Below are 23,783 nucleotides of genomic sequence, written 5' to 3' on the forward strand. Positions count from 1 at the left end.
AGGCCCCCGACCCCTCATCCACTTTGATCGATATTCTCAAGATCCAAGTCCAGTATATCACGGAAACGGAAATGTATCCAGAGGCCTGCCGCTACACCTGTCAGAAGAGGGACACCGAACTCAATCAAACGGCCAATCTCTGTATCCGGAGCGAAAGTATTCGCCACAAGGCCTGAAATAAGAACGAGGAAAAATGCTGCAGCAGTATACTTCAGTACTTCAAAGTTCTGTTCTTTCAAGGCCTGTACACCTCTCTATCCTCTGTTTCATCCCACAGTTTCAGCAGTCGATTCAGTTTTGCAATCCTGATATCTGCGATACCTGCCTTGATTACAGGACAGTTCCACTCCAGAGCCAGATCGCTGATCGTGCTGTCGCATGTCTCACCGCTCCGATGAGAGATAACAGGCGTATAATCCTCTTCCTCCGCCAGTTCAACAGCATCCTCCGTATCAGAAACAGTACCGATCTGATTCGGCTTGATGATAAGACTGTTACAAGCCCCGTGATCAACTCCTTCCTGAAGCCTGTCTCTGCTAGTCGTGAAAAGATCATCTCCACAGATCATCACATCTGGATTCTGGCTTGTCAACTTGGCATGCATACGGAAATCCTCCTGATCGAAAGGATCCTCCACATAAACCAGATCATATGCATCAATAAGATGCTGTATAAACTTCAACTGCTCATTAGCATCGAACTCCTGACGCAGAGAACCAAGACTGTACTTCCCCTCGCTGTAGAACTCTGAGGCAGCAACATCTAGGCCTATACGAGCACCATGTCTATCAGCAATCTTTTTCAAGGCCTTCAAAGTCTGCTCATCATCCATACTCGTGATCAAAGCACCTTCATCATTCATTCCCTGTATACGATGTGCATAATCCTCTTTCAGATCCTGATAGATTTTCCTGTTGATTTCAATAGCTTCGGGAAAAGTTTCGGCCTCAACAGGCAGGACAAGGAACTCCTGGATGCTCGTGTTTCCTCCGTGCTCTCCTCCGCCGATAACATTACTCAATGGAAGAGGAAACTCTTTCCCGTGATCAAATCCAGAGGCCTGTTTGAAAGCAAGACTGGCCGCAATACCTACAGCACCGATACGTGAGAAATCATCGCTTCCATCTATATCACGGAGACGGCGATCAAACTCTCTTTGATTCAAAACCTCGCCTTCAAGCTGCTGAAGCTCCTCCTCCAGGCCTTCAAGATCCTCCGGCACGAAACATTTCGCCTCATGAGTTCCCGTTGAGGCCCCTGAAGGAGCCTTCCCGCTGAAGCCGTTGATCTCCACCTCTACAGTGTAGTTAGTTCTTGAATCAAGTATCTTCCGCAGTTTAACAGAATCAATTTTCATGTAGAAAAAATTGTGGAGACTTGGATAAAAAGGCCTTATGGAAAAGTAGAGAAAAAATATGTGGAGAGAAAAATTTTATCTTACTGTGATCGGGAGCTTGCCTTCTCTAAGCTCTCTCTTGCTGATCTCCAGAGGTGCATCTCCTTCCTCGGTGTCGACGAATGCCGGAGCACCCTGAGCAAGCTGGAGGCTTCGAGCTCCAAGAATCCGTGCTCTCTCGTATCGCGTGTAACTCATAACTACTCACTTCACAGGAAGTTTTTTATCCTATGTACCCGAGATCAGTGTTTCCGGTGTTCTGATCCTGTTCCGGGCTTTCAGACTGCTTCAGATTTTGCACCTTCTTCAGGATATCCTGTGACTCGTTCACTTTTTCATCAAGCTCCGAGTAATCAACGTCGACATCGATGATCTGCTCGACAACTTTCAGAACTTCTTCAGTAGACTTCGGATCGCTCAACAGGAAGCCAGGTGTCTCACCGAGAACGCAGACGCCTTCAAATCCTCTTTCCTCTCCGATGCCCAGTAGAAGGCCTGAAACTCCGACGATCTGGCCTACATCGTGATCGAAAGTGACTCCCATATCCTCGTATCTTTCCTGATCTTCCTTGGAAGTCGTCACTCCGAATACTTCAGGATCCTCAACGACATCTCCCTGCCCGTATCCGCCGACTGTAACGATTTGAGAGGCCTCTACATCTTCCACGATCTCCATAACTTTCTCAGCTACTTCGTGGTGGCCTTCTGGCGTTGAGGCCTGTGCATTTCCTTCCAGAAGCACGAGATCTTTCTTTCCGTCACGCTTCAACTGGTAAATAGTATTCTTGATTGTTTCAACGGTTTTATCGTCAGTCACCATAGCGAAAGGAGGGAAGTGATGCGAGTATACCTCTCCAACTTTCTCGGATTCTGTATGATCAGCTATGTAACTGACTACATTCCTCCCTATGTGGCCTATACCTGCAAGGCCCTCTATAAATACCGGATTTTCGACATCAAAATCTTTCTCCATCTCTATTCTTGTAGTCTTCATAATTTATTCAACCTCTTTTTTCGTTTTGCGTCTGTACTTGCCATGCCTGTCCGGGAACGAAAACTTTGGAGGCCTGGCCTTGACAGTTTTCACGCCGTCAAGTTCATCTTTCAACGTGTACCTATTAGTCTCTGGACACTTTTTAATCACGGTAACTTTTTCACCTGAGTTAAAGAAAAAATTTTTCAGGCTCTTGAGAACTCGAAGTTCCCGTCAAGCTCGTCAACTTTTTCCCGAATATTTCTTACAGAGTTATCGATACGTTTCTTCGCAAGCTCCTGTGTACGGCCCCAGGCAGTGATAGAGTACTCTGGAGCGGAGATGTACTTCACTTCAACGCCGTCATTTATATCGGAGAGAACTTCCTTGATACGTTCAACTCCGTCTCCCTGAGGGAAAGAAAGCTCCAGTGTACCTTCCAGTTTCTCCTGCTTCAGATCGATGTTGTCTCTTGCAACGTCCTGAATAGCCGCTACAACATCTTCATCGAACAGATTCTGAAGCTTCTCTTCCTCGGCCTCTGAAATCTCAAATCCGTAGAAAGAGCTTCCGAACTCTTCCTGCATCCTGAACCCGATATCTTCGTATACATCATCGACTTCACGATCCAGTTTCTCGGCAAGATCCTCGATAAAGCTTTCAGCCTTCTGCTCCTTCTTCCAGCGCTCCATCGTATCGCGCTTGTTATTATCATTTACACGCTTCAAAGACAGAGTAACAGTATCTCCCTCTGCGTCAATAACCTGTGCAACATTCTTCTCACCCTCACTGAGTTCTTTAGTCATATCCTGAACCCAGGAACGTGAAACCTCGGAGATATGGATAAGGCCTTCAACGTCCTCGTACTCCTCAAGATCTGCATAAGCAGAGTTCTTGTCAACATCAGTAAGAGTTACAACAACAAAATCTCCTTCCTCAGGCCTATCCTTGTACCATCTCATAAATACACAAAACGCAAGACAACTTTAAAAATAAACTGAAAAACATAAAGGCCTCTCCAACTAAAACTCAAGTACAGATGACTTTAATCGGCTACTGGCCTCTCAACGAAAACTCCGGAAAGGCCTATGATCACTCCGGCAACGATAATCACGGCACAGTGAATGGAGGGGTTACACAGGGAACAACAGGCCTTCTGGGAGATAATGCCTATAATTTCAACGGGTCAGATAGCTACGTTGACTACGGATTTTCAAAGAACTTCAGCAAGGTATCAATGTTTTGCTGGATATACATTACAGATATCTCCAATTACGATTCACTGATCAGCAAGTACGGAGGAGAAAACTCTGTAGGCGGCAGATCTTACGAACTACTTCAAAACGATCAAGGCGGAATAAGATTTCACACCTCCGATGATCGCTTCGACTCAGACTCTCAGATCCAGGAATCCCAGTGGCATCACGTAGGCGCCACATGGGACGGAAATCAAGCCAGAATTTTCATAGACGGAAAACAGGATAACTCCAGCCAGAACCTGACACATAACACAAACAATATTACCTGGCAAACAGGAAGAAGCCCCAGATCAACTAACTACACACAAGGAAAAATCTCCGAAGTCCGTATCTACAATAGGCCTATCACAGAACGTGAAGTCCAGTACCTCTATCAAGTTGGGAGTAGAGGCCTTCAGACAACTTCCAAGAAAACTTCCTGAGATAAGAAAAGGGAGTAGAGAAAATTTATTCTACTTCGAGTTCTTCTACTACTTCTGCATTCAAGTCTGCTTTTCCTCCTGTAGGATGCGCGAGAACTTCACTGCAGACAAGGCATTGTACTTCTTCGGAAGGCCTTGAGAAGATTACTTGCTGATTTCCACATTCGCTGCATTCTGCTCTAATAAATTTCTGTGCCATTGATATAATCACTTGTTTTATCTTTCGATCTCGAACTTTGCAGCTCTGATCGAGTTGTTAGGTTTCCAGGATTTACCGCATTCTGTACATGTGAACTGTAGATCCTTGTTGCCTGATGTAGGGTTGCTTCCTCCTCTTGCCCGATTAGCAGGATTCTCGTAAGGGAAGCTTCCGTATCCGTTATCAATTTTTCTCTGTCGCTTCCTGTGCTTCTTCTTCATAGGGCTAGCTGTTTGATTGGTGACCTCTTTGACTGTCTGGTCGGTGTGTTCATCACAGCTCGGGCAGTAACGTCTCTGCTCTTTTGGAATCGTAACCATACAAAGAACAAATGGTGTTAAACTTTAAAAGGACAACCCCGTCCTCCTGAAAATTCTTTTACCTGTGAATGATCCTTGTCCCGGAGGCCTCTTCAGGACTCTCCAGGTTCTCGAGAGAGGCCTCGAAAATCTTTGTATCTATCATGGAGCGCTCTATCAAACGCACAGCAGCCTCATCCACGACAGAGTATATACCTGGCTCGTTGCTCCCTCCTGTGATATCCAGAAGCTCTTCGACAGTGATCTCATCGAACTTTCTGGCGTCTTCAACTTTCTCCGGATCATCGGTGTACACGCCGTCAACAGTAGTCGCGATGTACAGATCAGCATCAAGTAACTCTGCAACAGTAGCCGCAACAGCATCCGTGGAATAGCCGGGCACAAGGCCTCCCATGACAACATTCATCCCGGAGGAAGCTGCCTTCTGAACTTCTTCAGGCCTTTCAGGTACTTCAGGATACGTATCATCCATAGCCGTCAGCAAAGTCTGAGCGTGAAGCCTTGTAGCCTTTATACCGATCAGATCTTTCTCTCCATTATTTCCCTTTACAGCACTCTGATATCTGTTTAATTTTCCGGCTCCTGTAACTACAGCGATCTGCTCATCAGGAAAGGCCTCTGCGAAATCATTGATCCTCTCCAGATTATCCTGTATAACTGTTCCACCGACGGCAAAAACTTTTTCAACCATCTATTTCACCACCTCGGCGTTTCCACGATTCACAAGTATCTCTGCATTATCCTCAGGGATTTCTACTTCATCCCCTTCGTCGAAAGGCCCGTAGGCCTCGAGATCAGTTCCCATGAACTCTGGAACGCTTGAAGTTATCTCAACAAGATTGTAGCCATCCTCAACATCTACTTCATCTTCGGCCTCTTCGTCTTCTTCACTTTTATCGTCTTCATCCATAGCAGGCCCGTTATCTATTTCCTCAGTAACTTCTTCAGAGGCCTCTTCCTCCATGCTGGACAGGCCTTTCTCCGTTGACTCTATCATGCTGTCAACTCTGTCATGATGTCTGTCGAACATGTCTTTCATGTCGCGGAAAAGTTCCTGCTCCTCTGGAAGAAGATTCAGCTTTGAGCTCTTTACACTTCCCGTGTTTGATGACAGACGGGCTTTCTTCACTATTTTCTCCTCTCTGAGTGATATTATCTTGTCAAGGACTCTGCGAGCATTCTGATATTCTCGTGACTCTCCTTCGGCCTGTTTCTTCTGCTGGAAGTAGTTGGCAGTCCTCAAGAGAAACTTGTCATCAAGTTCCACAAGTTCCTGCTGTTTGTTCTCCTTCTTCTGTTTTTTCCGGAGTTCGCTGAACGTCAGAACGTTTTCAGAATCCTCACTCATTATACCTAGAACCTGTTATCAAAGCTTTTTATCCTTCAACAAAAACTTTCACTCGAAGCATTCCTGAACGTGCTTCTTGTAGTAACTCTCCATCTCGTACTCTTTACCACAGTAAGGACAGACAAGATCATCTTCATCGTCGTCATCGTCACTACGATTCTTCACCTTTCTGAAAACATAACTCACAGGATTAGAAACTTTCTCCTCGAGAGAATCTCCCTCATACACCTGCATATCCTTGTAATATCCGTTGGAATCATAGTTCGGAGGAGGAACAATCTCACTTCTCTTCCTGTGCCAGTTAAGCTGTCCTTTAACATAAGAATCGCGTAAAGGCTCTTTATTTCTCTCATTCCACTCCCAGATCTTCGCCTCTATCTCATCCATTCCGTAGCCAACAGTTCTGTAAAAATTAACAAGCACAAACAAAGCTCTTTTTCTGCCGTCCTCCAGGCCTTCCAGAATATTCTTTATCGTTGGCGGAAAATGCTTCTCCGAGATCGCCTCATCAGGCCTCTCAAAATCTTTATCAGACTTTGATACACGCTTCTCTTTCCTTTTCTCACGCTTCTGCTCCATAAAATCCATGGCCTGGACTACAAGATTCGTGGCTTCGTTCTCCTCAAAGCTGTCGAGAAATCCTACCTCAAAATCAACTTTATCCATCTCAGCGTCCTCTTTCTCGAAATCATCAATTTCTTCAGGCCTTATCGGCAGTGATACAAGCCACGAGCCGTCGTGAAGACTGTAAGGCATACGGAAGAGATGTCTCTGTCCCCAGTCGTTCTCTATATCAGACACTTGATACGGATCAAGGCCTTCATCCGTCTCCATCTCCTCCTCAAATCCTGCATCTCGTACCTTCTCTACAAGCTCGTCTTCAAGCTTTTCACGTATGTAATCAACTATTCCACGCCCCAGCTCTGGATAAAGATTTGCTATGCCTTCGTCGCCTACTTTCTCAGGGAAGGCCTCAGCTCTAACGCCGATATGGAATCCGCGGTTTCCGGAGAACTTTACAGAGATATTTTCGATACCGTGCTGTCTTAGTTCTTCAATTACAAGTTTAGCTGTCTCCTTTGCCAGTTCAAAGCTGTAATCACAGTCAATATCTATCACTAGATCCCAGCTCTTCCTGAGATCATCAAGATTTGATACAGAATCAATCAGCAGAGGATTCCGCCATCTCTCAACGGACGCATGGAACGCTACTGCGCCATCCTCCACGAACTGCTGGAAATCTCCAGGAAAATTTATCGCGTCAGGCCTCTGCCCGTAACTTTCTTCATAAGTCGGAACTACTTCACGGTACTGGCCTCTGTCCAGAAACCGGTTCACAAGCTCCTCCTGTTCATAATACTGGCGAATCTTCCAGTCCTGCGGTTTTTCCCTCTCCCCCATAACTCAAGTTTCCCGGTAAACGGTAAAAAGACTTTTCGATAAGTGTTCTTTCCACCAAGTCATTACAGTATTTAAGATTCTGGCCGGATTGTCTAAACCTATGGCAGACTACGACGAAGGATATTCAGAGGAACGTTATGGCGCCCTCGGAGGCCAGAATATACTTGAAAAAGAGAACAAGCACTACAGAGAAATGCTTGAAGGCCTCGGCGCTGAAGAAGGAGACAGAGTACTGGAGCTTGGCTCCAACGACGCACTTCTATCTGAATACCTTTCAGAGTGGTACGAGATGCATTCTGCTGATGTAGAGAGAAATCCATTAGTTGAAGCCCGTGAAAACGGGAGATCGGAGGCCCAGTACCAGGTGGACGGCCACAGACTGCCTTTCCAGGACAACAGTTTTGATTATGTTGTTATGCCACGTATGCTGCACCTTGATGTTGTAGATGAGCCTGAAGTAGTACAGGAGGCCTCCAGAGTCGCTGAAAAAGGATTTGCGTTCGATGTATTCTCCAGAGGAAGCTTCAGATTCCATAATCCTGTCATGCACAAAATAAATGAGAACATGCCGAAAAGCAATCTGAGAAGCAAGGCAGAGATCACTGGATATGGGCCTGTAAACGGATGGCTGGAGGAATACGAGGATGATCAGATAGAAACTTTCTCCGATTTCGTAGTCCCGTTCGGAGCCTTCAAGAAGTCCGACAACGAGGCCTACGTCAACGCTGTAGAACGGATAAACAAAGCTTTCGAGGCCTGGGGACGCTCAGATATCCCGGATCCGAACTCGGTAATCTATACAAGCGTCGATATGGAAGACGATTTCTAGAAATTTTTTCTATTCACAGGCGAAAACAGTATAACTTTTCAAGTAGAAACTTCTTGCCGTGAGAAACCTGGCGAAAATCCTCAACGCACTGAATGAAAGGCCCAGAAACTTCTCCGATCTAAAGAAGGAGACAGGCCTCGCCAACGGAGTCATCCAGCACCATGCCGATAACTCCGAGAGGATTGTCAGGGAGAAGGACGTCCTGATGCTCCGCAGTGAATGCGATAACTGTCCTCTCAAAGGCCTCTGCAGGGAAAAATGCATGTTAAACGTTCTTGCAGATGAGAAGAAAAAATTCATCGTAGAAAAATTCAATGAATGTTCACAGGCCTCGATCAGCCGCCAACTCGATGTTTCAAGAGCAACTGTACATTACCACGTCGAAAAGTTACGCGAAGCAGGTGTCATAGAGAACGAAGCAGTCCGGCCTGAAGTAAAATCTGTTCTACAGCCTTGAAAGCTTTCTGACTTCTTTAACAAACTTTTCCACGTCTTCCTCCGTGTTGTACAGGTGTAGGGAGGCTCTGACAGTTCCGTCAAAGTTTCTGTCATTGAACCATGGATGGACGCAGTGTCTGCCGGCTCTGACCTTTATGTCTCTCCTGTCAAGGTACTGTGCAGCCTCCCCGTGAGTTACAGAGTTAAAAGCTACAGAGACTATCCCCGGGCCTTCGCAGAAAACTTTCACATCTGCTTCCTCCAGGCCTCTGACTATTTCATCCGTTAATTTTTCCTCGTGCCGCTGGATTTTCTCCATACCGATATCCTCTAGGTACTCGACTGCGGCCCCGAGGCCTGTGAAGCCGGCGATATTTTTCAGACCAGGCTCGAATCCCTGTGGAAAACTTTTCCGTTCGTTCCCACTGAAACTGGAATTTTCGACTGCACCGCCGCCGTACTTCAGAGGCGAAAGATCTTCCTGAACCTTTTTTGCGACGTAGAGGCCTCCTGTGCCTGAAGGCCCCAGCATCTTGTGCCCGGAGAAAGCCACGAAATCCGGCTCTATACTCTGTACTGAGAAAGGCCTGTGAGGGATACTCTGCGCAGCATCGATCAGTGAGTAAGCTCCCTGTTCATCCGCGATTCTACAGGCCTCTTCAACATCGAAAACTTTCCCGTCAAGATTTGAGACGTGCAAGACGCTCAGTAAATCGCCTTCACGGAGCTCAGATTCCAGAAAATCCGTATCCAGGCCTTCCATGTTCACAGTTTCAACTCCGAGTTCCTGCCACACCGCTCTGTTCGAGTTATGCTCTCTTTCCGTCAGAAAAACTCTTTCAACATCGAGGCCTCTGGCAACAGTATTTATCCCTTCAGTCGTTCCCGAGGTAAACATCAGTTCTCCGCGAGAGGCATCGATAAAATTTGCGACTTTTCTCCGGGCCTGTTCCAGCTCCTTCGAGGCCTTTTGGGAGATCGAGTGGCTGCTTCTCCCGGAGCATCCCGGATATTCCCTGTAGTATCTGTTTACTTTCTCTATGACTTTTTCAGGCCTGAGGGACATGCATGCGCTGTCAAGATACGTTACATCGGGTAGAGGGAAGTCTTCACGGTACAAGAGTTTCCCACCTCCTTTCCATCAGCCAGAGGAAGTGCTCGATGCTGCAAGCTCCTCCCGGGTTGCAGGTCCCGTAGATGTACAGATTGTACAGTGACTGGGCGACGTCCACAGTCAGTAAGACAGTCAGCAACAGCAGGAACCAGTTGATGGCCTTGAAGTACCGGTTCACGAACCTGGCAATTCCTGGATGAAGCTTCATCGCCAGATCGATGCTCCAGGCCCTGTACTTCTCATCGAAACCGGTCTCACACGGATTTCTCTGCGCTCTGTTTTTAATACACTGTAAGGCCTCCAGTGCGTACTGCCTGTAGACAGCTGAAAAAATCCCGAGGAACGCAAAAATTATCAGGCCTACGAAACAGATCATGCAAGAAAATTAGCTGAAAGGCCTCAAATGGCTACTGGTACAGATGTCTAACAGATCTCTATCTGAATTCTTCAGGCACTACGGATGGCGGAAGATAATCTCTTTCTGTTCCAAGGCCTTGACGCTGTAAACTTGATTCAAGTGCATTGATAGGTTCTTCATCGTAGTCGAGATGGATTGTCTCCCAGTACTCGTCGCCTCCGATTCCGTGTTTCCGCATCTCTTCCTCGTTCCTTGGAGCGGTGACTTCCTGCTCGTAAAGAGTTATCATCGCTTTGAAGCTCTGCGGGAAAACCGTGACAGAGTTCACGCCAAAAGTTTCAGGCCAGACGGTTACAGGCCCTGTAGAAACATGTTTGGTGTAACTGTCGACGTCCATGAATCTGTTGACATTCCCGTTCTGTCTCGTAGTCATCTTGTACATGAACTCGGCATCGAAGTCGTCAAATCCTTCATCAAGGATCTGCATCAGGCCTCTGAAATCATCGCTTACTTCCACAGAAGCAGGAGAAAGCTCCCTCTGAATCACAGGATAACTATCTGCATCCCACGGAACGCTTACACTGTTGTCGAGATCGAAGTCCTCCAGAACGTATCTGGAGGCCAGCAAAAGATCTTTCTCCATATCCTCGACAAGCTCTTCGCCAGAATCCCCGTAGAAAACCACACGCGGCTCCAGAACATCGTCTGAATCAACTTCATCTACAAGAAAAACGTCAAGAGGCCTGAATCCGAAGGCCTCTTTCTCCTCACGTGAAGGGAAAATCTCTCCGCTGTAATCTATCGAAAAATCTACCGGAGGCTTTCCCTGGCGGGACATAGAAAATCAGGTTAGAGGAATTTAATCCTCTTCGATTCTCGGTGCCAGTACAAAGCTGAGATCAGCTTTTTCAGGTACAACGAACTCCAGTCTCATCGGGAAGTCATCGCCAAGCTTCATAGCGACAGTATCTGAAAGACTCTTCCCCTTGATCATCTTTGAAAGATAATCAAGTGAGAACATCGAAGAGGCCTCCGTTCCCTCAAGTGAGATAACTCCTTCGGCGTCGCTGGAGATCTCGAAGTCCACGTTCGACTGATCTCCCTTCGAGACAATCTGGATGCTTTCCGAGTCAGCGGAAACAGTTACGGAGTCCGAAACTACCATTGCATCCTTTACAGCGCCTTCAAGTACTGAGGCCTCCAGTTCAGCTTCAACTGTGAAGTCAAGCTGATCTGTGCTTGGGATGTCATCCTCGGAAAGGTTGAGGATAGGAAGTGAGAAGTTTCGTGTTGAAGCTCCTTCCATAGTGATGTGGAACTTTGACTCATCTTCGTCAAGTTCAAAAGTAATAGTATCGTCAGAATTTGCTCTTCTGAGGATCGAGTAAAAGTTTTCAAGGTTCAGGCCTACTTTTTCCTCTTCGTCAAGTTCATAGCTCTCGAATACGTCTTCCTGAAGAGTGAAGTCGACGAGTGCAACCATCGCTGGATCAGCAGCGATCAACTGGATCCCATCATCGGTTAACTGGAACAGTCCCTCGCTGATAAGATCTGAAATGGTTTTCATGGAATCCTTGACAAGTCCGACTTCTTCTAGTTCAGCCTTAAACAAAATTTTTCACCTTATTGTTATTCAGTAGTGGATACAACTTTTTTAATCCTACTGTAGTTGTCCGGATCCACGTCGGAAAAGTCCTGTACGATCTCTCCCTGGATCTCAAAGCTGTCCGGTGTAGGAAGTACGCGTCCGAAGATACGGACTCTCTGACTTTCCTCCAGATCTTCTATCTTATCTTCTTCCAGAAATACGTCAACAGAACCTGTACTGTCGTCCACAGAGATTGAATCATCATCTATGGAAAGAACAGTTCCAACTACACGTACACGAATATCTTCACGTGGATCAATATCCTCGATATTTTTAGGCCTTGCAGGCGCTCTACGTTGATTATCTTGAGTATCAGGCATGAAACAGAAACAGGTTACAAATGTTTTAACTGTACTCCTGCACCAGTCAGCACAAACAAGTAAAAGCAGGCCTGTAACAAAACAGTAAACAGGGAATGACACTTGTCGGATACTGGCCTTTGAACGAAGAATCTGGATCGAAGGCCTATGATCACTCCGGAAACGAGAATCACGGAACTTTAACTGGAGAAGTCACTCGGCGAGTTACAGGCCTGCTAGGAGACACATCATACAGTTTTGATGGAGATAATGATTATGTGGGCATTGGTGAGCCCTCTGGATTTGGAAATAGTTCTCTGGGAAATTCTGTTTCCGTATCTGGATGGTTCTATCCGAGAGCTGATCAAGGGGATATTTTCAGCCATGCCAGTGATTCAAACAATGATAATTTGAGAGTATTCTGGAATTCTAGTCGGAACACTTGGGGTAGTTACATCCATGCAAATAACTCCAACACTATGGACTGGAATACTTCGCCAGAATTGAACTCATGGAATCATGTTGTTTTGATATACGATGGAGAAAATCAATACCAATATTTGAACAATGAACTTGTTGCACAAAAGTCTAATACTGGAGATCTTGCTAGTTCAAAAGGCTCGCCGTGGACTGTAGGATCTAGAGGAGGAGACAGCTCGTTTTTTGATGGAAAAATTTCTGAAGTAAGACTCTACGACAGGCCTTTGACAGAAAGTGAAATCCAGTACCTGTATAGTGTTGGAAGTAGAGGCCTTCAGACGACAGTTAAGAAGTCGAGCTAGGAGTTTTCTTTTTCAGACAGTTTTTTATTGAGGCCTTGGTATTTTCTTGTTGTGGATCAGGAGTCGAAGCATGACTTGGGTTACTGGTTGAGTATCCTGGGTTTCGCAATGGTTGTACTGGTAGGTCTTTTCTACAGTTTTGTGAGTTTGAATGCTGAGGCTGGCGTGGTTCTCGTGGTTCTTGGCTTCGTCTTGTTTGTGATAGGTGCGGAGCTGGCTCTGAGGAATCAGAAGCATGTGGAATCCGGTGACTGAAGCCGATTTTTTGTTAAGCTTCAAATACGTGGATAGTACATTTTTGTTCTATGGGTCTTTTGGGAAGCGGTTCCGGTACGGCTGAAGGAATAGAGAATATCGCGCAGCGGCTTGAGAACCTTGAGTCGCATCTGAACGCTGTTGACAGCGCAGTACAGGATATAGGAGGCCGACTGGAGAATATCAACCAGAACACTGTTACACGTCAGGAGCTTGCACAGATACTTGAACAACCGGATAACGACGACGTCGATCTCGAAGAACTGAAGGATTTCTTCGTCCAGTTAAGCCGCCAGCAGAAAAAAACAGAGCAGAGAGTCGACGAGATCGAAAATCTTGAATCAGAACTTGTTGAAACGCTTCAAAGCATGCAGAAAACGCTGAAGAAGGCGCACAAAAACACTAAGAATCTTGAAAGCCGTGTACAGTCTATAGAGAAAAAGGCCTCAAGCTTTGATCGACGTCTAGATGAACACGAGGAGAAACTTGAGGAAACTACAGAAATAAAGGAAGAGCTGGAGGAAGTTGAACGCGAGGCCTCTGCTGAAAACTCTCAGGAAAGTAAAAGCTTCGAGGAACGTCAGGAAGACGTTGAAGACGAACTTAAAGAACTCAGAGGATCTATAAAGCAGTTTTCTGAAAAAATTTCAGAGGAGTAAAAAATTCCCCTGATTTTTGAGGCCTCTAGTCGTATTCTTTGTGGACGTTTCCGCAGTCACGGCACTTGTAAAATCTTGTAGGTGGCTCGTCGCTGCTTCTTGTCTGTTCCATCCACCATTCATGTTCTTTCTCATCTTCGTTATCGGATGAACATTTAGGGCATACTTTGTTTGTTGTAGGCCTTGTTGATTCGTTGTTTGCTCCTTCGTTAACGTTTAAACGATCCATAGGATCTTCTTCTTTTGTCTCTGTTACTCTGTAGCTGCCGTCGACGTCGTGAACAGTCCCACAGTCACGGCATTTCATCACTGATTCTCCATCTACTTTTTCAGAGACAAGTAGTCCTCCACAGTCTTCGTCTTTACAGAACTCCATGGTTAAGCTACATGTGCACCTTACATTTAAATGGGTTAAGCTGATCCACAGCTCGGAGTGTTATCGATGACGAAAGGCTGATCGCCGCTATACCCCATGAAATCCATCAGTAAAATCTTCACAAGGCCCAGTCGCGGAATCTCCACTGCAACTGTTCCATGAATCTGATCAGGCCTCACACTGTCCTCGAACTCCAGCTGCCCGCGATTATTATCTCCCATAGTCTCAACGTGATCATCACTCTTCTCGATAACACGGTGGACTATAGGAACGTTCCCGTAAGGAAGATCAGTCAGATAATCTATCTCGATGCTACCTCCAGCGAACTCGTAACTGTTGCCTTCCACAAGAACAGAGTCGTCTCCTCCTGATTCAGGGATCGAACCATTGATCCTGAAGATTGCAGAGTCTCTAGAACGATCAGTAGTTGAAGGCCTCACATCAACAAGCTGGACAGTCCCGATACCTGTCTCAACTGTTTCACTTGGCTGCTCCTCAGAGGCCTCTAAAGTATAACTTTCTCCGTTGACAGTAAACTCTGCTCTGTCAGGCACATCGTACACGATTATATCATCCTCCTGTATCTCACTGTAATCCTCGCTCTGGACAACAAGGATATCACCTACCTGGAGCGCAGGACACATCGAAGTCGAAATAACAGTTACGACAGGTTTCTCCGTTCCAAGGCCTGCTCCAGCCGTCTGAAGGATGCCGAACGCCAGAACAATAGACAGAATCAGAAAGTACGACTCATCCAGAAAACGGTTCTCATCGACAAAATCCTTCAAGGCCTGAAGTTCACTGTTCATACAACAAACAGTTTTCCACCACTTATTTTTAAACTGACGACTTCACTCAAGAAAATCTTCCAGAAAAACTGAAGTAGGAAAAATAGTGCTGGCAGTGTCCTGGAATTCCCGCCGAAAGGCAGTACCGGCCAGATCGCTGAGAAGCTTAACTTCCGTGTTCGGAATGGGTACGGGTGTAACCTTCACGCTGTGACCGCCAGCAACAAACAAACAGGCCTTAAACCTTATAAACCATGCCAAAGGATAGGCCTCTCTGCCCCGGGGGGAAAGTATTCTCGTGGTGCTTTACCAATCGAAATGTTTATTTTACAGGCCTCGAAAAGTCTTTACTATAGGAATGATTCTGAAAAACAGAAAAGGCTCGGCTCTGGGAGGAGGAAGCGATAAAGGAAAACTGAAGAAGCTTCTCGAGGGATCAACACTTGTAGATCTTCTTACTCTCGGAGTTCTCGGATACAACTTCACCCTTCTGAGAGACTCCGGATACGGCTCCTCAAGTCTTCTCCAGATGCCAGGAAGCCAGGAGATGCTCGCCGCCCAGCTGACAGCCCTAGTAATAGCTATCTACGTTATAGAAGCGATAATCGACAGCGCAGGCGAATAAAAAAATACAGTCAAGGCCTCAGAGCATTTTATCCATCAAAAATTTTTCACAGAAAGCTCAGAAGCTCCTCTCCACGTCCTTTGGATATCCTTGACGAAACAACTTCATCTTTATACAGGCCACATCCCACAACTTTACCCTCGAAAACTATAGCAACGTATCCTTCTTCAGAGGCCTCTGCAGGAACCATCTCTCCGTCTAAAATCTCTTTAAGTTCTTCTTTATCCAGTTCTACATTGTTACGGGAGATCTCATCGCTCAGAAGCTGTAGAGCATACGTAGTAGGCTTCAGAAACTTTCCAGTATCCCGTAAAGCTCTGATTCCACGCGTCTCGGAGTCAATATCCCTGTCTTCTTTTTCCGAAACTAGCCAGAAATCTCCCGAGATCTTCTCCAGCTCCAGGCCTTCAATATTATCTATATCTACTTCAAAACGTTCATCAAAAAATTCAGAGGCATCTTCCACCTTCATGCTGTCTCTACTTTCTGAACCTGGCAACGAATATTCCACCCGAATTCAGATGATGCGGATAAATCCTCACGGTTTTAGACATTTCCTCTCCAAACTCCAGGCCTGAAAAATTCTCCACTCCTCTCCTACTTTCTACATCTGTATCGATATCTTCAAGCTTCACATCTTTTTCATCCAGAGCTTTAGATACTACGGCCTCGTTCTCCTCCGGTGCAAAAGTACATGTCGAGTAGACAACTACGCCACCCTCCTTTACTATCTGGAAGGCCTTCTCCAGCAACTGGTACTGTAACTCGGCCAGGTGCTCTCTTTCATGACTGCTTGAGGCCTCAAAACTTCTTCTAGCATTATTTCCCTCGCCACTGCACGGTGCATCAACAAGAACACGGTCAAATTTTTCTGTTCCTGGAATCCTGCGCCCATCGTAGTTCGTTACATCCACGATAGCGGATCCTGTCCTGTAAATATTTGCATGAAGACTTTTCAAGCGCCTTGAGGAATCATCATTCGACACGACAAGGCCTCTGTTATCCATCTTCGATGCAATCTGTGTTGTCTTTCCTCCAGGAGCGGCACACATGTCAAGAACTTTTTCGCCAGGCCTTGGATCGAGAACTTCCACGGGGAGCGATGCACTTTCCTCCTGTACATAGTACTCTCCTCGCCAGTGAAGCATAGACTTTCCGGGAGATTTGCTGCGTGGAAGCCTGTACACATCACTGTTCCAGTCCGATTTCTCGGCTTCCGGAAAATCTTTTTTCAGAGCCTGTTCAAAGCTTTTTCGAGCCTTGAGAGGATTTCTTCTTACTGCCGGAACTGCATCCTTCTGACACTCCTCCCTGAAGGCCTCCCAGTCATCTATTATCGGTTTATAGCGTTCCATAAAATTTTTCTCTTCTCTCACAGGTCCGAAAGTTTTTGCTGTCCCGTGTTTTCTTTCCCAAAGGCCTTCCTCAGATCTTTCTCCAGATCAGGTGTTTTAGATCTGTCGTACAGCGTCGCTGCCGGATGATATATCGGCATAATCTTCTGCCCTTCCCGCGTAAAAATTCTGCCGTGTATCTTGCTGATGCCTTTGGAAGTATCCAGCATGTGCCTGGAGGCAAAGTTTCCGAGCGTCAAAATTATATCAGGATTCACGTTTTCGATCTCCTTCTCCAGTAGCGGCGCCCAGGCCTCTATCTCATCGCTTTTCGGATCACGATTGTCCGGAGGCCTGATCTTCACAAGATTCGTGATGTAGATATCTCCACGATCAACGTTGATATCTTTCAGTACGTCGTTCATCTTTTCTCCGGCTCTGCCGACGAAAGGCTCGCCTTGCTCTACTTCGTTAGCTCCAGGGGCCTCTCCGATCATCATCACTTCTGCGTCCTCCGGGCCTACAGCAGGGACGAAGCGTTCTTCGTCAAAGTATTTTTCATCCAGCTGTTCGAAGAATTCGCTGTATTTATCCCGGAAACTCATACTCAGAGTTTTGTCGCATAGAACTTTTAATCCAACTGGAGAATACAGGCCTTCACCGCATAATCCTATTATGGCCTCTGAGGTTAGCCTGTTGAAAGGTATGTGCTGAATATGTTACCTGTCTGTATTTCGCCGTAGGAGTCCACTCTGTAATTCTCTCCTGTTTTCTCACCTGATCTACACTGGATTACCTGTGTCGATTCCTCTTCCTGTGCGATCCAGAAAACTCCGGCGTGGAACAGGTATCTCGATCCTGTGCATTCATTACATTCTATCTCTCCTGTCAACGGCGTCGTGTTCGCCTCCATAGTAGTTCTGTTTATAGAGACCTCTTCACATGGACAGCCTGTTAGCGTGCATGTTCCTCTTCCGAAAGGCGAGATATTTATCAGGCCTGCGAAGATAAATCCTGAGAAAACTAGCGCCGTCACTGCCAGGCCCAAAAGTTTCCCGCGGTCCGAAGTATCAAGCTCCGAAGGATTCATCGGAAAAGACATCACAGAAAATTTTCTGAGGCCTCTGCTAAAAAACTTCTGTCCAGATACACCATCTGAAGGAATTTTTCCCGAGGCCTTCGGGATGTGAGAGACAGAGTTAAATCAGTGGTTCTGCCATCCTCGGTTGTGAACTTGCAAAATCTTTCTGCGCAAAGTTTCAGGCCTACACGCCAGCAGGCTGCTGTAATTGTTTCAGGGATAGTCAGTATGGGCCTGGAGATTTTAGCAGGTAGAGTTCTTGCTCCGGAGTTCGGGAACAGTATCTACACCTGGGGATCGATTATAGGTGTTTCGATGCTGGCCTTGAGCCTTGGATACCACTACGGCGGGAAAAGCTCGAAGAATATTTCTTTCAACGACTTGAGTCGTTACCTGACGTATACTGCGCTTTACATAACTGCGTTGATCTACTTCGGAGATATGTTCCTGACTTTAAGCTCTGCGCTTCCAATACCTGCGCGTTACTCTGCGATTATACCTGTTGCAGTGCTTTTCGGGCCTCCGACTTACTTTCTGGGATTTATCAGTCCGTACGCAGTCCAGCTATCGAAGAAGGAAGACAAGGGAGAGGCCTCAGGACATTTCTACGCTGTAGGGACGGCTGGAAGTATACTTGGAGCTTTCGGAACGACTTTCTTCCTCATCCCGGCGTTTTCTGTCAACAGTATCTATACTTTTTTCGCAGCCCTATCTATAATCCCTGCGATCTCAAGCTTCAGAGATCCGAAAAGCCTGCTGCTTCCAGGTATAATAATTGCTGGTATTGTCCTGGGAGGTTCAACACCGGTCTCCGGGAACACGGTCTACGAGGATTCCACTCCGTATCAGGAGCTACGTGTATCGGATAGTGATGGTGTCAGAACGCTTTATCTTGGAGGCCAGCCACAGAGCGCCACATACATTAATGGATCTGATGATTATGTCTGGGATTACCTTGACTACTTTCACATGCCGTTCCTGATGCGAGATGATGTTGAAAAAGTTCTTTTCATCGGCGGAGGAGGGTTCACAGCTCCACAGAGATTTGCAGAGATGAATATATCTGTCGACGCCGTGGAGATCGATCCTGGAGTAGTGAAAGCGGCAGAACAGTACTTCAATCTCTCGGAGTCAGAAAATCTCGATGTCCGTACCGGCGATGGAAGAAACTTTCTGGAGGCCTCTGAAGGAGATTACGATGTGATCTATGTGGATGCGTACAGGAAGGCCGAGGTGCCGTTCCATCTGACGACACAGGAGTTCATGCAACTCACGTACAACAAGACAGATGAAGACGGTGTAGTTGTCTCCAACGTCATCTCTACGGCTTCAGGCCCGGGATCAGAGTTCGCCAGAAGCCAGTACAGGACTATAGACTCAGTTTATGAGTCTGTGTATTATTTCCCGACAGCTGATACTTCTCTGGCGCAGAACATAGAGATAGTTGCCTCTAAAAACAGCAGGATGTCCAGAGAAGGCCTTGGAGACAGGGCGAAAAGCTATAGAGGCCTGAATCTTTCAGATGAGGTTGGAAATCTTGAGGATATCAGTCCTGGAGATGTTCCGGTATTGAAGGATGATTATGCGCCTGTTGAGGAGCTGATGAATCCGTTGATCGGTGAGAAGTACAATATCAACTGATTCGCTGAACATTTATTCAGTTTTATAAGGTTGTATGCATCGAGATATGTTATGAATAATCCTCTGGAGATGCTTGCAGATCTTCAGGTCGAGTATTCTCGTGCAATCGTTCTTGGAGGTCTTTTGATGACTGTTGTACTTGCGACAGGCCTTCCAAGCATTCAACTGGAGACTGATTTCCAGTCAAGTCTGCCGGATACTCTGCCGGAGATCCAGGCGCAGGACAAGGTTGAATCAGAGTTTAGATCCTCAAGCGCCATAATTGTACTTTTCCAGACGAATAAGGAATCTCTTGAGGAGAACTTTGTAACTGATGTACGTGATCCGCGGATGCTCAGGATGCAGAAGACTTTGACTGAGGAGCTGGAGGCGGAATCGATGGTCGGCCAGGTACAGTCTCCGGCATCGTTGTTCCCACGGATACCGGATACAAAGGAGCAGGTGAAAAAAGCTCTTGAGGGAACACAGACAGGAAGTTTCTTCAACAGAGACTACACCGCAACTCAGATGTACGTCAATCTTGAGGACGAGATGACAGAGCAGAATATCCGGGCAGCTACAGAATTAATCGAACAGAATCTTGAACAGACTCCGAAACAGCCCGGTATAGATATCACTGTTACAGGAAATCCTGTCATCCGTACCGATATGGGAGACACAATGGTCTCCGATTCGATGACAACTATCTCGGCTGCATCTCTGCTGATACTTGTACTTCTGGGCTTTGCTCGTGGAAGAATCTACGGGCCTATAACTTTTGTGCCGCTTTTCATAGGCCTGATATGGACTCTGGGAATGATGGGGCATCTCGGTATTCCTCTGACTATTGCCACAATCGCTCTCGGAGCTATGATTCTGGGCCTTGGAGTAGAGTACGGATCATTCATCACTGAAAGAATAATAGAGGAAAAGGAAAAGCTTGGAGATGTAGAGGCAGCTGTGAAGGATTCGGTACCTACCACAGGCCTAGCCATACTTGGTTCCTCGACTACAACTATTGTAGGGTTCTCTGCTTTGCTTATCGCGTCTATTTCATTTATCAGGAATCTTGGGCTTACGCTAGGCCTTGGAATCGCTCTGACGCTTGTTTCAGCGCTTGTGATAACTCCTGCATTGATAATCGAGTACGAGAGGTGGAGAAAATGAAAAATAGAATGATTGACAGGTATTCACGTCTGATTGTTCAGAGGCCTTTCGCCTTGCTGACGGTTATGGTAGTTCTTACAGCTTTTCTTGCTGCTGGAGCATCAAAAGTTGAAACAGTAGAGCAGAATCAGGAGGATCTTCTTCCTGACAGCATTGATTCTGTAGCCGCATTCGATGTTATAGGAGCAGAATTCGGTCAGGGAGGTGGCAGCGGCGCAACTTTCACTGTATTATTCGAGACAGATCCGCGGTACGCCAACTCGACCGAGATAAGAGATGTACGGAATCCAGAATTGCTTGAATACATAGAAAGAGTTTCAAATGATCTATCAAGCATGAACGACGTCGCTACAGTCTCATCTGCAGCTGATCTTGTCGACGAGCCTTCAAGCAGGAGGGAGGCCTCCAGACAGTTGCGTGAAAGCGGACAGGCCTCACAGTTCGTCTCGGATGATTACAGCTTTACTATAATGAGGGTAACATCTACAGATCTTTCCTCTGAAGAGCAGCAGGCTCTTGCGGACAGGATAAAGACATCTGTACAGGTCAACGAAAAGCCTGCGGGTATAGAAACAGGGTACACCGGGACGCCTTTCATCAATCAGGCCTTTCAGGAACAGACACAGAGCACAATGAGCAGTACATCAGCTATATCGCTTATCGGAGTTCTTGTGGTCGTGATTTTGCTTTTCCGATCTATAGCGTATGGATTAAGCTCTTTGACTGCCCTGATTTTCGGTATAATCGCAGGATTCGGCCTCTACGGATGGCTGGGCCTTAACATGAGTCCTGCAACTTCCGGAGCAGTATCCATGGGGATGGGAATCGCTATAGACTTTGGGATCCAGACAGTATCACGGTACAGGGAGGAAAGAGAGAAACTGGATATAGGCGAGGCCTTGTCCGAGACTATCAAGGGAATTCTGAATCCTATGACTATCGCTCTTATAGCGGCCTTGATAGGATTCACATCGCTGTCTTTCGGAAGGATAACTTTCCTATCCGATATGGGTACAATGCTTACTCTGACTACATTATGCGCCTACATCGGTGCTTTGACTATTATACCGATTTCTCTGGTCGTATATGATCGCTATCTGACTAAAATTATGCTAAAGGTGAAACAACAATGAACAAGACACGACTTACGACACTTCTGCTGCTTGCAGGCCTCCTAATGAGCTCTGCGGCAGCTCAACAATCTACACGGGCCTCGACGAATATTGAGGCCTCTCTAATCAATTCCGATCCTGTCCCTCTACAGTCCGGGGAACAGGGCGATCTTTCTTTCAAGATCGTAAATAACGGGGATAAAGAGGCCCAGAACGTTGAGGTACGGCTTCTTGATAACTATCCGTTTGAGTTGAAGCCGGATAGGCAGAGGAACTATTCTCTCGGCGATATGGTTTCAGGTCAGGAGTACCAGATTTCTACATCTGTTCTTGTGGCAGATGATGCGCCTGATGGTTCCAACAACTTCAGGGTTCAGATCAGTTACGGAGATTTTTCTGTAACCAGGAACATCCCTGTAGAAGTTCAAAGCGAGGACATCGAGCTGAACGTGGCAAATCTCAAGACACAGCCACAGCAGCTTATGCCGGATACAGACAACAACATGATGTCTGTAGATATAGTCAACAATGGAGAGAAGACGGCTGAAAACGTCGTCCTGAACCTTTACTTCCCTGGGTTCTTCCAGGAGACATCAAGCTTCTCCACACGCCAGGCGCTGGGGAACATCCAGCCAGGCCAGATCAAGACAGCAGAGTTCAACTTCGACATCAATGAGACAGCTCCAGCAGGATCAACATCGATCAACGGAGACCTACAGTATTCTGCAGGAGACTCAACATCAGAGATCACAGATCCTGTAAGCTTCAATCTTTACATGGAAGGCAAGCCACAGTTCCAGATCACAGGAGTCGAAAGCAACCTCAGAACAGGGAACACGGGAGAACTGAGACTTGAAGTCAAGAACATCGGCGCAGAACAATCATCCTCTACAAGAATCAGAGTACTGGATTCAAGCGACCAGCCGTTCAGTTATGATTCATCCAGCAAGTACATAGGAACACTTGAACCAGGAAAGACCGGAGAAGCAGTATTCGAAGTAGACACCGAATCCGATGCAGCAGTCAAGCAATACCTCGTAGACTTTGAGACACGAGGAGTCAAAAGCACTGAAGTATTCGTAGAAGACGAAACAGTACAGGTAGACGTCACTAACGGAAAGACCGAAGAATCCGGTATTCCTGTGCCTCTACTGGGAGGCCTTATCGTTCTGATCGGAGCAGGAATCTACATTTTCCGCAGAAGAAAATCCAGCAGCGAACAGGACGAGGAATCAGAGTAAACTTCATGGAGGCCTTACGGGAAGAGGCCTCTACATTTTTTCCTCCTTCCTTTTCCAAAAAAGGACTTAATTTTTACTGATTGATAACAACTTATGGATTACAGGGATAGGGAGGTCTACGGAAGATTAACTGACAGCGAGCTCGAGTACTCCCTCAAAAGATCAGCGGAAATGATGGAAGAGGCCGTACAGAGTTTTATGGCCTCGCTTTATCTTCAGGATACACGGAATAATCTGGACAGCTTGGGATTTGACCGGCTTGTACTTGGCCTTTCCGGAGACGAAGTCGACGACGCAGAGGAATACATGAATACCGCAAAGTTCGAGTACGATAAAGCACTCAGAGAGGCCTCGTCCAGAGAAAAAGATTTCTCGGATCATATGATCGATGAAGATGAAATGCTTGTGGAGACACGTGAATGGATCGAGGAGCTAACTTTTGACCGTATAGGCCTATCAGGAATAGCGAGAAATCTCTAGAAGATCTATCAAGACACAATACGGAAGTGAAAAATCCGCCTCCCCGATTTGAACGTACTAAAACTAGGAGAGTTTTCTGGACAGTCGAAATCGGAAAAATTATATCAGAATCCCGCCTCCCCGATTTGAACGGGGGACAAGTCGATCTACAGTCGACCGCTCTGCCAGGCTGAGCTAAGGCGGGTACAGTTGAAGGCCTCTTTCATGTAAATCTGTTAATCAGGCCCTTCTCTATGTCTAGGAATTAGTGGAAAATATT

Annotated in this window: 34 protein-coding genes, 1 tRNA gene and 1 rRNA gene; 12 read left to right on the forward strand and 24 right to left on the reverse strand. The window is 46.4% G+C overall.

Going from position 1 to position 23,783, the window contains the following annotated elements:
* Positions 1–14 precede the first annotated feature (14 nt).
* The 6 genes from ACK3SF_RS01585 to ACK3SF_RS01610 all read right to left on the reverse strand — a co-directional run bounded on the left by ACK3SF_RS01585 (position 15) and on the right by ACK3SF_RS01610 (position 3,331).
* On the reverse strand, positions 15–239 hold the full coding sequence (locus ACK3SF_RS01585) for a hypothetical protein (RefSeq protein ID WP_414838073.1): 225 nt from the start codon (positions 237–239) through the stop codon (positions 15–17).
* A complete protein-coding gene (locus ACK3SF_RS01590) occupies positions 236–1,357 on the reverse strand; it encodes an enolase C-terminal domain-like protein (protein WP_414838074.1) in 1,122 nt (373 codons plus the stop codon). The genes ACK3SF_RS01585 and ACK3SF_RS01590 overlap by 4 nt, the downstream gene beginning before the upstream one ends.
* Before the next feature lie 75 nt (positions 1,358–1,432).
* Entirely contained in the window at positions 1,433–1,594 is a 162-nt protein-coding gene (locus tag ACK3SF_RS01595; RefSeq protein WP_414838075.1) for a DNA-directed RNA polymerase subunit K, read from the reverse strand.
* A gap of 25 nt (positions 1,595–1,619) precedes the next feature.
* Positions 1,620–2,390 carry a proteasome assembly chaperone family protein gene (locus tag ACK3SF_RS01600; protein WP_414838076.1) on the reverse strand — a complete coding sequence of 257 codons (771 nt, stop codon included), beginning with the start codon at positions 2,388–2,390 and terminating at the stop codon, positions 1,620–1,622.
* Between the two features lie 3 nt (positions 2,391–2,393).
* Entirely contained in the window at positions 2,394–2,540 is a 147-nt protein-coding gene (locus ACK3SF_RS01605) for a nucleolar RNA-binding Nop10p family protein (RefSeq protein ID WP_414838077.1), read from the reverse strand.
* A gap of 35 nt (positions 2,541–2,575) precedes the next feature.
* Entirely contained in the window at positions 2,576–3,331 is a 756-nt protein-coding gene (locus tag ACK3SF_RS01610) for a S1 RNA-binding domain-containing protein (RefSeq protein ID WP_414838078.1), read from the reverse strand.
* 77 nt (positions 3,332–3,408) lie between these two features.
* On the opposite strand from ACK3SF_RS01610, the gene ACK3SF_RS01615 reads away from it, so the two are divergent.
* The gene (locus tag ACK3SF_RS01615; RefSeq protein WP_414838079.1) at positions 3,409–4,050 is read left to right on the forward strand and encodes a LamG domain-containing protein; all 642 of its coding nucleotides are present in this window, start codon (positions 3,409–3,411) and stop codon (positions 4,048–4,050) included.
* A 25-nt stretch (positions 4,051–4,075) separates the two neighbouring features.
* Here the strand turns inward: ACK3SF_RS01615 and ACK3SF_RS01620 are convergent, their stop codons facing one another.
* From ACK3SF_RS01620 to ACK3SF_RS01640, 5 genes are read right to left on the reverse strand one after another with little or no spacing between them, the layout of a single operon-like run.
* Entirely contained in the window at positions 4,076–4,261 is a 186-nt protein-coding gene (locus ACK3SF_RS01620) for a 30S ribosomal protein S27e (RefSeq protein WP_414838080.1), read from the reverse strand.
* Positions 4,262–4,266: 5 nt separating this feature from the next.
* Positions 4,267–4,569: a 50S ribosomal protein L44e gene (locus ACK3SF_RS01625; protein ID WP_414838081.1), complete on the reverse strand. Its 303-nt coding sequence runs from the start codon at positions 4,567–4,569 to the stop codon at positions 4,267–4,269.
* A gap of 58 nt (positions 4,570–4,627) precedes the next feature.
* Complete coding sequence (gene pyrH, locus ACK3SF_RS01630; RefSeq protein WP_414838082.1) at positions 4,628–5,260, reverse strand: UMP kinase; 633 nt, start codon at positions 5,258–5,260, stop codon at positions 4,628–4,630.
* Positions 5,261–5,917 (reverse strand): hypothetical protein, encoded by a 657-nt coding sequence (locus ACK3SF_RS01635; RefSeq protein ID WP_414838083.1) that lies wholly within the window; start codon positions 5,915–5,917, stop codon positions 5,261–5,263.
* A gap of 48 nt (positions 5,918–5,965) precedes the next feature.
* Positions 5,966–7,318 carry a DNA primase small subunit domain-containing protein gene (locus ACK3SF_RS01640; RefSeq protein WP_414838084.1) on the reverse strand — a complete coding sequence of 451 codons (1,353 nt, stop codon included), beginning with the start codon at positions 7,316–7,318 and terminating at the stop codon, positions 5,966–5,968.
* Between the two features lie 100 nt (positions 7,319–7,418).
* Here ACK3SF_RS01640 and ACK3SF_RS01645 point away from each other — a divergent pair, with 100 nt between their 5' ends.
* Together ACK3SF_RS01645 and ACK3SF_RS01650 are read left to right on the forward strand one after the other, a co-directional pair.
* Positions 7,419–8,147 (forward strand): class I SAM-dependent methyltransferase, encoded by a 729-nt coding sequence (locus tag ACK3SF_RS01645; RefSeq protein ID WP_414838085.1) that lies wholly within the window; start codon positions 7,419–7,421, stop codon positions 8,145–8,147.
* Between the two features lie 58 nt (positions 8,148–8,205).
* Positions 8,206–8,604 carry an ArsR family transcriptional regulator gene (locus tag ACK3SF_RS01650; RefSeq protein WP_414838086.1) on the forward strand — a complete coding sequence of 133 codons (399 nt, stop codon included), beginning with the start codon at positions 8,206–8,208 and terminating at the stop codon, positions 8,602–8,604.
* Here ACK3SF_RS01650 and ACK3SF_RS01655 read toward each other — a convergent pair.
* From ACK3SF_RS01655 to ACK3SF_RS01675, 5 genes are read right to left on the reverse strand one after another with little or no spacing between them, the layout of a single operon-like run.
* Positions 8,593–9,705, reverse strand: a complete 1,113-nt coding sequence (locus ACK3SF_RS01655; RefSeq protein WP_414838087.1) for an aminotransferase class V-fold PLP-dependent enzyme — start codon at positions 9,703–9,705, stop codon at positions 8,593–8,595. The two genes, ACK3SF_RS01650 and ACK3SF_RS01655, sit on opposite strands and share 12 nt — an antisense overlap.
* Positions 9,695–10,075 carry a hypothetical protein gene (locus ACK3SF_RS01660; protein ID WP_414838088.1) on the reverse strand — a complete coding sequence of 127 codons (381 nt, stop codon included), beginning with the start codon at positions 10,073–10,075 and terminating at the stop codon, positions 9,695–9,697. The genes ACK3SF_RS01655 and ACK3SF_RS01660 overlap by 11 nt, the downstream gene beginning before the upstream one ends.
* A 58-nt stretch (positions 10,076–10,133) precedes the next feature.
* Positions 10,134–10,895 carry a hypothetical protein gene (locus tag ACK3SF_RS01665; RefSeq protein WP_414838089.1) on the reverse strand — a complete coding sequence of 254 codons (762 nt, stop codon included), beginning with the start codon at positions 10,893–10,895 and terminating at the stop codon, positions 10,134–10,136.
* Positions 10,896–10,916: 21 nt separating this feature from the next.
* Positions 10,917–11,669, reverse strand: coding sequence for a proliferating cell nuclear antigen (pcna) (gene pcn, locus ACK3SF_RS01670; RefSeq protein WP_414838090.1), 753 nt, complete (start codon positions 11,667–11,669; stop codon positions 10,917–10,919).
* Positions 11,670–11,686: 17 nt separating this feature from the next.
* The gene (locus ACK3SF_RS01675) at positions 11,687–12,025 is read right to left on the reverse strand and encodes a hypothetical protein (RefSeq protein ID WP_414838091.1); all 339 of its coding nucleotides are present in this window, start codon (positions 12,023–12,025) and stop codon (positions 11,687–11,689) included.
* Positions 12,026–12,120: 95 nt separating this feature from the next.
* Between ACK3SF_RS01675 and ACK3SF_RS01680 the strand changes: the two genes are divergently transcribed.
* The 3 genes from ACK3SF_RS01680 to ACK3SF_RS01690 all read left to right on the forward strand — a co-directional run bounded on the left by ACK3SF_RS01680 (position 12,121) and on the right by ACK3SF_RS01690 (position 13,700).
* A complete protein-coding gene (locus ACK3SF_RS01680; protein WP_414838092.1) occupies positions 12,121–12,786 on the forward strand; it encodes a LamG domain-containing protein in 666 nt (221 codons plus the stop codon).
* 87 nt (positions 12,787–12,873) lie between these two features.
* Positions 12,874–13,041, forward strand: coding sequence for a hypothetical protein (locus ACK3SF_RS01685; RefSeq protein ID WP_414838093.1), 168 nt, complete (start codon positions 12,874–12,876; stop codon positions 13,039–13,041).
* A 50-nt stretch (positions 13,042–13,091) separates the two neighbouring features.
* Complete coding sequence (locus ACK3SF_RS01690; protein WP_414838094.1) at positions 13,092–13,700, forward strand: hypothetical protein; 609 nt, start codon at positions 13,092–13,094, stop codon at positions 13,698–13,700.
* A 25-nt stretch (positions 13,701–13,725) separates the two neighbouring features.
* On the opposite strand, the gene ACK3SF_RS01695 is transcribed toward ACK3SF_RS01690, so the two are convergent.
* From ACK3SF_RS01695 to rrf, 3 genes are all read right to left on the reverse strand, one after another.
* Positions 13,726–14,076 carry an RPA12/RPB9/RPC11 RNA polymerase family protein gene (locus ACK3SF_RS01695; RefSeq protein ID WP_414838095.1) on the reverse strand — a complete coding sequence of 117 codons (351 nt, stop codon included), beginning with the start codon at positions 14,074–14,076 and terminating at the stop codon, positions 13,726–13,728.
* A 35-nt stretch (positions 14,077–14,111) separates the two neighbouring features.
* Positions 14,112–14,885 (reverse strand): hypothetical protein, encoded by a 774-nt coding sequence (locus ACK3SF_RS01700; RefSeq protein WP_414838096.1) that lies wholly within the window; start codon positions 14,883–14,885, stop codon positions 14,112–14,114.
* A gap of 86 nt (positions 14,886–14,971) precedes the next feature.
* A 5S ribosomal RNA gene (rrf, locus tag ACK3SF_RS01705) occupies positions 14,972–15,086 on the reverse strand.
* 136 nt (positions 15,087–15,222) lie between these two features.
* Between rrf and ACK3SF_RS01710 the strand changes: the two genes are divergently transcribed.
* Positions 15,223–15,489 (forward strand): hypothetical protein, encoded by a 267-nt coding sequence (locus ACK3SF_RS01710; protein WP_414838097.1) that lies wholly within the window; start codon positions 15,223–15,225, stop codon positions 15,487–15,489.
* Between the two features lie 46 nt (positions 15,490–15,535).
* Here ACK3SF_RS01710 and ACK3SF_RS01715 read toward each other — a convergent pair whose 3' ends face one another.
* The 4 genes from ACK3SF_RS01715 to ACK3SF_RS01730 all read right to left on the reverse strand — a co-directional run bounded on the left by ACK3SF_RS01715 (position 15,536) and on the right by ACK3SF_RS01730 (position 17,925).
* Positions 15,536–15,961 (reverse strand): hypothetical protein, encoded by a 426-nt coding sequence (locus tag ACK3SF_RS01715; protein WP_414838098.1) that lies wholly within the window; start codon positions 15,959–15,961, stop codon positions 15,536–15,538.
* A 7-nt stretch (positions 15,962–15,968) separates the two neighbouring features.
* A complete protein-coding gene (locus tag ACK3SF_RS01720; RefSeq protein WP_414838099.1) occupies positions 15,969–16,844 on the reverse strand; it encodes an RsmB/NOP family class I SAM-dependent RNA methyltransferase in 876 nt (291 codons plus the stop codon).
* A gap of 17 nt (positions 16,845–16,861) precedes the next feature.
* On the reverse strand, positions 16,862–17,428 hold the full coding sequence (locus ACK3SF_RS01725) for a uracil-DNA glycosylase (RefSeq protein WP_414838100.1): 567 nt from the start codon (positions 17,426–17,428) through the stop codon (positions 16,862–16,864).
* An 83-nt stretch (positions 17,429–17,511) separates the two neighbouring features.
* Positions 17,512–17,925: a hypothetical protein gene (locus ACK3SF_RS01730; RefSeq protein ID WP_414838101.1), complete on the reverse strand. Its 414-nt coding sequence runs from the start codon at positions 17,923–17,925 to the stop codon at positions 17,512–17,514.
* Positions 17,926–18,051: 126 nt separating this feature from the next.
* Between ACK3SF_RS01730 and ACK3SF_RS01735 the strand changes: the two genes are divergently transcribed.
* The 5 genes from ACK3SF_RS01735 to ACK3SF_RS01755 all read left to right on the forward strand — a co-directional run bounded on the left by ACK3SF_RS01735 (position 18,052) and on the right by ACK3SF_RS01755 (position 23,524).
* Positions 18,052–19,545 carry a spermidine synthase gene (locus tag ACK3SF_RS01735; RefSeq protein ID WP_414838102.1) on the forward strand — a complete coding sequence of 498 codons (1,494 nt, stop codon included), beginning with the start codon at positions 18,052–18,054 and terminating at the stop codon, positions 19,543–19,545.
* Positions 19,546–19,596: 51 nt separating this feature from the next.
* Complete coding sequence (locus ACK3SF_RS01740; protein WP_414838103.1) at positions 19,597–20,691, forward strand: efflux RND transporter permease subunit; 1,095 nt, start codon at positions 19,597–19,599, stop codon at positions 20,689–20,691.
* A complete protein-coding gene (locus ACK3SF_RS01745) occupies positions 20,688–21,824 on the forward strand; it encodes an MMPL family transporter (protein WP_414838104.1) in 1,137 nt (378 codons plus the stop codon). Before ACK3SF_RS01740 ends, ACK3SF_RS01745 begins: the two co-directional genes overlap by 4 nt.
* Entirely contained in the window at positions 21,821–23,044 is a 1,224-nt protein-coding gene (locus ACK3SF_RS01750; RefSeq protein ID WP_414838105.1) for a COG1361 S-layer family protein, read from the forward strand. The genes ACK3SF_RS01745 and ACK3SF_RS01750 overlap by 4 nt, the downstream gene beginning before the upstream one ends.
* A 93-nt stretch (positions 23,045–23,137) precedes the next feature.
* Positions 23,138–23,524 carry a hypothetical protein gene (locus ACK3SF_RS01755; protein WP_414838106.1) on the forward strand — a complete coding sequence of 129 codons (387 nt, stop codon included), beginning with the start codon at positions 23,138–23,140 and terminating at the stop codon, positions 23,522–23,524.
* A gap of 110 nt (positions 23,525–23,634) precedes the next feature.
* On the opposite strand, the gene ACK3SF_RS01760 is transcribed toward ACK3SF_RS01755, so the two are convergent.
* A tRNA-Tyr gene (locus ACK3SF_RS01760) sits at positions 23,635–23,708 on the reverse strand.
* Between the last annotated feature and the right edge of the window lie 75 nt (positions 23,709–23,783).

Source organism: Candidatus Nanosalina sp. VS9-1, assembly GCF_047555085.1.
Classification (GTDB): domain Archaea; phylum Nanohalarchaeota; class Nanosalinia; order Nanosalinales; family Nanosalinaceae; genus Nanosalina.

Excerpts from the sequence above, each read along its gene's own strand:
- ACK3SF_RS01590 (WP_414838074.1), bottom strand. The coding sequence starts at position 1,357 with ATGAAAATTGATTCTGTTAAACTGCGGAAGATACTTGATTCAAGAACT.
- ACK3SF_RS01595 (WP_414838075.1), bottom strand. The coding sequence starts at position 1,594 with ATGAGTTACACGCGATACGAGAGAGCACGGATTCTTGGAGCTCGAAGC.
- ACK3SF_RS01600 (WP_414838076.1), bottom strand. The coding sequence starts at position 2,390 with ATGAAGACTACAAGAATAGAGATGGAGAAAGATTTTGATGTCGAAAAT.
- ACK3SF_RS01610 (WP_414838078.1), bottom strand. The coding sequence starts at position 3,331 with ATGAGATGGTACAAGGATAGGCCTGAGGAAGGAGATTTTGTTGTTGTA.
- ACK3SF_RS01615 (WP_414838079.1), top strand. The coding sequence starts at position 3,409 with ATGACTTTAATCGGCTACTGGCCTCTCAACGAAAACTCCGGAAAGGCC.
- ACK3SF_RS01625 (WP_414838081.1), bottom strand. The coding sequence starts at position 4,569 with ATGGTTACGATTCCAAAAGAGCAGAGACGTTACTGCCCGAGCTGTGAT.
- pyrH (WP_414838082.1), bottom strand. The coding sequence starts at position 5,260 with ATGGTTGAAAAAGTTTTTGCCGTCGGTGGAACAGTTATACAGGATAAT.
- ACK3SF_RS01635 (WP_414838083.1), bottom strand. The coding sequence starts at position 5,917 with ATGAGTGAGGATTCTGAAAACGTTCTGACGTTCAGCGAACTCCGGAAA.
- ACK3SF_RS01640 (WP_414838084.1), bottom strand. The coding sequence starts at position 7,318 with ATGGGGGAGAGGGAAAAACCGCAGGACTGGAAGATTCGCCAGTATTAT.
- ACK3SF_RS01645 (WP_414838085.1), top strand. The coding sequence starts at position 7,419 with ATGGCAGACTACGACGAAGGATATTCAGAGGAACGTTATGGCGCCCTC.
- ACK3SF_RS01660 (WP_414838088.1), bottom strand. The coding sequence starts at position 10,075 with ATGATCTGTTTCGTAGGCCTGATAATTTTTGCGTTCCTCGGGATTTTT.
- ACK3SF_RS01665 (WP_414838089.1), bottom strand. The coding sequence starts at position 10,895 with ATGTCCCGCCAGGGAAAGCCTCCGGTAGATTTTTCGATAGATTACAGC.
- ACK3SF_RS01675 (WP_414838091.1), bottom strand. The coding sequence starts at position 12,025 with ATGCCTGATACTCAAGATAATCAACGTAGAGCGCCTGCAAGGCCTAAA.
- ACK3SF_RS01680 (WP_414838092.1), top strand. The coding sequence starts at position 12,121 with ATGACACTTGTCGGATACTGGCCTTTGAACGAAGAATCTGGATCGAAG.
- ACK3SF_RS01690 (WP_414838094.1), top strand. The coding sequence starts at position 13,092 with ATGGGTCTTTTGGGAAGCGGTTCCGGTACGGCTGAAGGAATAGAGAAT.
- ACK3SF_RS01695 (WP_414838095.1), bottom strand. The coding sequence starts at position 14,076 with ATGGAGTTCTGTAAAGACGAAGACTGTGGAGGACTACTTGTCTCTGAA.
- ACK3SF_RS01700 (WP_414838096.1), bottom strand. The coding sequence starts at position 14,885 with ATGAACAGTGAACTTCAGGCCTTGAAGGATTTTGTCGATGAGAACCGT.
- ACK3SF_RS01710 (WP_414838097.1), top strand. The coding sequence starts at position 15,223 with ATGATTCTGAAAAACAGAAAAGGCTCGGCTCTGGGAGGAGGAAGCGAT.
- ACK3SF_RS01715 (WP_414838098.1), bottom strand. The coding sequence starts at position 15,961 with ATGAAGGTGGAAGATGCCTCTGAATTTTTTGATGAACGTTTTGAAGTA.
- ACK3SF_RS01720 (WP_414838099.1), bottom strand. The coding sequence starts at position 16,844 with ATGGAACGCTATAAACCGATAATAGATGACTGGGAGGCCTTCAGGGAG.
- ACK3SF_RS01725 (WP_414838100.1), bottom strand. The coding sequence starts at position 17,428 with ATGAGTTTCCGGGATAAATACAGCGAATTCTTCGAACAGCTGGATGAA.
- ACK3SF_RS01730 (WP_414838101.1), bottom strand. The coding sequence starts at position 17,925 with ATGTCTTTTCCGATGAATCCTTCGGAGCTTGATACTTCGGACCGCGGG.
- ACK3SF_RS01740 (WP_414838103.1), top strand. The coding sequence starts at position 19,597 with ATGAATAATCCTCTGGAGATGCTTGCAGATCTTCAGGTCGAGTATTCT.
- ACK3SF_RS01745 (WP_414838104.1), top strand. The coding sequence starts at position 20,688 with ATGAAAAATAGAATGATTGACAGGTATTCACGTCTGATTGTTCAGAGG.
- ACK3SF_RS01750 (WP_414838105.1), top strand. The coding sequence starts at position 21,821 with ATGAACAAGACACGACTTACGACACTTCTGCTGCTTGCAGGCCTCCTA.
- ACK3SF_RS01755 (WP_414838106.1), top strand. The coding sequence starts at position 23,138 with ATGGATTACAGGGATAGGGAGGTCTACGGAAGATTAACTGACAGCGAG.